Here is a 4,671-nt window from a genome sequence, read left to right as displayed (position 1 = left end):
TCATTCATTAAGTAACTGAAAATATATGAAAACCTTATAAAATAATCCCTCCTGATACTTGACTTTTGTACCATACCATTTTATAATGATATGGTGCTAGGTTATGGAGGGAGAATATGCCAAGACCCGTCTCAGGAAAAACAACAGTTTATCGATACAAGGTGCCCAAAAAGAACGGGTACTCTTATGTCTATGAGCGTACCGAGAGATATGACCCTGAACTAAAACGGATGGTCAAAATCGGCGGTGTCACCCTGTTAGGCAAGGTTAAGGATGACGATCCTCAGCAGACTTTGCTGAGAACCCGTCCTAAAAAATCATCCTCCCTGAAAAAAGGAGCGGCAGATAATTCCGTTTCTGCCGATAAACCGCGGCAGGAAACTTCAGACAAATCTGCCGGGCCGAGAAAAGCTGAGGAAGCCCCAAGAATTGAGAAAGCGTCCCGGCAAAGGGTTGGGGCTCATCGTATTTTGGATTTTATTGCTGAAAAGACCAGAATAGAAAAGGATATCTGCAGTCTCCTGGACAAGGGCACTGCGGAAAAGCTTATTTCCTGCGCCAGATTTCTTGTGTGTTCGGCAAACGAACCTCTGGCACGTGTAAGGACATGGCAGCTGACCCACCCGATCCCCTATGAAGAAGGACTGTCCAGAGATATATGCCACAGGCTGACACAAGACCTTGGCACTAATGAGACATTTCGTCAGCAGCTGTTTCAGCTTCGGTTTGACCGGCAGCCGCCGGATGAGATCGTGGTGGCAGTTGATGGCTCAACTGTTTCAACTTACTCTGAAAACCAGATCAGCGCCAGATACGGTTTCAATAAAGCCGATGATGGTCTGCCCACGATAAAATGGCTTGATCTCTATGCTTCCAGGACACATGAACCGCTGGCATTTTCGCTGCAGCCGGGAAATGTTCCGGATGTCATTTCCATCCATAACACTCTGGAACAGATGAAAGCCGTTATAGGGGGAAGAAAAATTATCCTGGTATCAGACAACGGCTTTTACAGCGATGCAAATGCATATGAACTTATCAAGTCCGAATACGACTTTATTTCAAGAGTTGAAGTCAGCACGAAATGGGTACGCGAACGCCTTGACCGGGAGCGTCAGCGGCTTGAATCATCAAGCCTGTGCATGGACAGCGAAGGCTATGTTGTCGGAATAACGAAAAGAGTATTTCACACCTTTTACGGCAAAGCTGACAACGACTGCCCGCCGCCATCAGTCAGGAAGATTTGTTACCTGCATTTTTACCTCGACATATCCAAACGTTCCCGGATGTCGGCCGAGTTCAACACCATGCTGAAGGGAATCAGAGAACAGCTGGAAGCCGGTTATCCTGTTGATTCACTGGATCGCAAGGCCAAAAAAGTCATTGATGACTTTCTGGAAATCTCTTGCGAAGGGGACAATATTCGTGTCAGATACAATGAGGAGGCCATAAGCAAAGCCAAAGCAGATTTTGGCATATTCTCTCTTCTGACATATGGCACAAGCCCTATGCTCTCTGATACGACTCGTACTTTTAAGGAGTATATCAGCAGGGAACACATTGAGGATCATTTCCGAGCTGAGAAGAATTCCATTGACGGCAATCATGTCCGCTCATGGTACGGTGAAAACTACATGGGGAAGGTAACAATACAGTTCGTAGCGCTCTGCTATGAAGAGTGTTTATGGAGTGAAATCGGGAGGGTGAAACAGGCTCTGCGGCAGGATATTGCAAATTCAAGAAAGAGCGGAAAAGATAAAACCGTGGCCGGCAAGAAGCAAAAATTGCTGACATGGCTTAACAGCATGTCTCTCCACGAACTTCTCTCCTGGTACGATGCGATTGAGAACACTGAAGTATCAACGCAGATTCGTTCGGTGAGGTGGTCTACGGAAATAATAGAAAGAGACAGGCTGTTCCTTGATATGCTGGGAGTACGCATCGATTGTTAGTACCATACCATTATGCGAGATTTAGGTATCACCGGAATCCTGATGACGGGGTGTGACCTGGGAAGCGATTTAGCCTGCGGCGATGCGGCAATGCGTCTTTTTGAGGCGGGGGATTACAGGCTGGCCCGGAGCTACGGAACCAAGGGCTGCGCCATGAGAGATCCCCGGGGGAATCCCTATATGAACCCTCGGAGCTGCCAGTACCGGAAGCTGGCCCGGGAAAAACTGGCCGGCGCGGCCGCTCTTCCGGAAGATCCCGCCGCTTCAGAATCCGTCCGGGATGACATAGTCTCGGATAAACAATAGAATAGTTCCGGAAAGAGAAACTCAAAGCAGGAACCGCGGCTCCGGGAAGGTGAGCCGTGTTTTTGGCAGCATCCCCGGAGTTACCGGGAAGGAGAGAAATGCCATGTACAGACGCCCGCCCGTAAACTCCCACAACTTTTCAGGATGCATCCGTCCCCTGGTTGTGGCAGTTTCAATTGTTATGCCCGTAGCGTCTCTTCTCTGCGCGATCTATTTTTTTGACAGTAAAACGGCGCAGACGAATACCCATACGAGAACAACTGCCTATACAAGAACGAATACGAATACGCATACGAGAACGAATACGAGTACGCATACGAGAACGAATACGAGTACGCATGCGAATACCCGTACGGATACGAATACAGATACCCCTGCGAATGCGCATAAGACCGACAATGCCCTCTGCATCAAGCCTTCAGTCTGCCATATGGCCGGCGTCAGGGAATATAAGGCCGGTAACTACAGCGAGGCCGATCTGTTTCTGGAATACAGCTGTCAGAACGGGGTGGGTGAAAGCTGCATGGTTCAGGGTCTCATGGCTCTTGAAGGCAAAATCGGCCCCGCATCACTGAAAGATGCCATCAATTATTTCAAAACGGGCTGCGATATGGGATCCGGCGAAGCCTGTCGCTATCTCGCCGATACCATCTACCGGAATTCCGAAGGCGATGACAAAGCCCTGGCTGAGGCGGCCGCACTCTGGCAACGGGCCTGTCATCTGGGATCTGCCGATGATTGTCTCAGATATGGTGAATTCCTGATCCGGACAGGGCAGGAAGAGGAGAGCTTCAAGGCTTTAAGCTATATGGAAAAGGCCTGCAGTCTCGACAGCAAGGGGGCGGCCTGCCAGAAGGCCCGGGATGCGCGCGAGCAGATTTGGCTCCGGAAGGGAGGCGATGATAATGCGAGCTCCAAAAAAGCAAAAGCCCGGGCCCGGAGAAACGCAGAGAACGTTCCCGATACCCCGGAGGGACTCCGAACGGCCTGCGCCGCTGACGATGCGGGAACCTGCTACCGCCTGGGGTTCTATTATGAGCATGCTCCGGAGCTCTCCCCGCAGGAAAGACGGGATCGGGCTCTCGAGATCTACGGGGAGCTCTGCCGGAAACGGGATCCCCAGGGCTGCGAGGGTTTTCGGAGAATTAAAAACGCTTTTGCCAGATAATCCCTGCAAAATACGAATACGGCCGGAACTTGCTTCGTTTTAACACCGAGGAACAAAATGAAATCTGAGAAACCAGGATCAGCCAGACTTGTCTACTGTGTCTATGTCGCTCTCATCATATTTATCTGTATGGGAACCTATCATTTCATGAATGTCATGAAGATGCAGGATAAAGCAGAGCGTCTGGAATATGAGGAAAGGCAAAAATATCTTAAGGAATTCGGAGATTATTACGATGCCTTCATGACGCTGGAGCACGGCGACTTTCAGGGATCTGCCTACTTTACCGAAAAGATCTGCGAAAACGGAAAAGCCGTATTCTGCCTGGTTCGGGGGCTGATAGCCCTGGATCCCGGGGATCCTAAAAGCACTCCGGAACAGGATCGCCCCATCGCCGAGGAATATTTTAAGAAGGCCTGCGCCGGAGATGCTTTTCCGGTCTGCCGCCTCATCGCGGAAACCCGCAAAGACAGCGGCGCCCGGGATCCCCGGGATGAGGAAAGGGTGATCACCGGGATCTGGATGACGGGGTGCGACGGAAGAGTCGGAAGAGCCTGCGGCCATGCCGCCATGAGACTTTTCGAGGCGGGGGATTACAAGAGCGCTCAGAGCTACGGTACCAAGGGCTGCGTAATGAAGGATCATAAAGGAAATCCCTTCAATGATCCCCGGAGCTGCGAATACCGGAAGCTCGCTCTGGAAAAGCTGGCTCAGGAGGCGTCCGCTCCGGGAGATGCGACACCTCCGGCCGATGCTGCCGCATCCGCAGGATCTCATCCTGATACCGCCCCGGATAAGCAGTAATTCCGGACAGAGAAAGCCGGGATTTCCCGGAGAGGCCGGAGATTTTCCGGAGCCGGTTGTTCGCCCCGGAGGCTTAACATCTAAGCCTCCTGAAGCGAATTGCATAGTTATGAAACATAGCTACAGAACAATATGAAAGAAAATTTCCCCGGGTGACAGCAAAAATACAGCCGTTATCAGAGGGATTACAGAAAATGAGATAGAATTACAGAGGCTGAAATAAAGTTACCTCAGCGGGGGAAGTCCGGAAATCCAAGGTTCCCGGCTCAGGAACCCCGGGAGATCCGGGCAGCGGAATACCGGCGAACATCCCGTGATCACCCCCGGATATTTTCCTGCCGCCGGATATTTCAGCTGCTCCCGGAATTCTGAAAGCGCTCTCATCAGGAGAAAATATGAGCTACCAGAGAAACAGATCTAACAGCAGCCGTAACAGCATGG

At 50.9% G+C, this 4,671-nt stretch carries 4 protein-coding genes; all 4 read left to right on the top strand.

What is annotated here, in order from left to right; genetic code table 11:
* Positions 1-116 precede the first annotated feature (116 nt).
* The 4 genes from ACJROR_RS11960 to ACJROR_RS11945 all read left to right on the top strand — a co-directional run bounded on the left by ACJROR_RS11960 (position 117) and on the right by ACJROR_RS11945 (position 4,230).
* Positions 117-1,952 carry a transposase gene (locus ACJROR_RS11960; protein WP_406547226.1) on the top strand — a complete coding sequence of 612 codons (1,836 nt, stop codon included), beginning with the start codon at positions 117-119 and terminating at the stop codon, positions 1,950-1,952.
* A 42-nt stretch (positions 1,953-1,994) separates the two neighbouring features.
* A complete protein-coding gene (locus tag ACJROR_RS11955; RefSeq protein ID WP_406547225.1) occupies positions 1,995-2,258 on the top strand; it encodes a hypothetical protein in 264 nt (87 codons plus the stop codon).
* A 430-nt stretch (positions 2,259-2,688) separates the two neighbouring features.
* Positions 2,689-3,426 (top strand): tetratricopeptide repeat protein, encoded by a 738-nt coding sequence (locus tag ACJROR_RS11950; protein WP_406547224.1) that lies wholly within the window; start codon positions 2,689-2,691, stop codon positions 3,424-3,426.
* A gap of 57 nt (positions 3,427-3,483) precedes the next feature.
* A complete protein-coding gene (locus ACJROR_RS11945) occupies positions 3,484-4,230 on the top strand; it encodes a hypothetical protein (protein ID WP_406547223.1) in 747 nt (248 codons plus the stop codon).
* Positions 4,231-4,671 lie beyond the last annotated feature (441 nt).

This window comes from Succinimonas sp., from assembly GCF_045225735.1.
Lineage (GTDB): Bacteria > Pseudomonadota > Gammaproteobacteria > Enterobacterales > Succinivibrionaceae > Succinimonas.
The sequence above is the reverse complement of the archived record's forward strand: the minus strand, read 5'-3'. Positions and strand labels throughout refer to the sequence as shown.

Excerpts from the sequence above, each read along its gene's own strand:
- ACJROR_RS11960 (WP_406547226.1), top strand. The coding sequence starts at position 117 with ATGCCAAGACCCGTCTCAGGAAAAACAACAGTTTATCGATACAAGGTG.
- ACJROR_RS11955 (WP_406547225.1), top strand. The coding sequence starts at position 1,995 with ATGACGGGGTGTGACCTGGGAAGCGATTTAGCCTGCGGCGATGCGGCA.
- ACJROR_RS11950 (WP_406547224.1), top strand. The coding sequence starts at position 2,689 with ATGGCCGGCGTCAGGGAATATAAGGCCGGTAACTACAGCGAGGCCGAT.
- ACJROR_RS11945 (WP_406547223.1), top strand. The coding sequence starts at position 3,484 with ATGAAATCTGAGAAACCAGGATCAGCCAGACTTGTCTACTGTGTCTAT.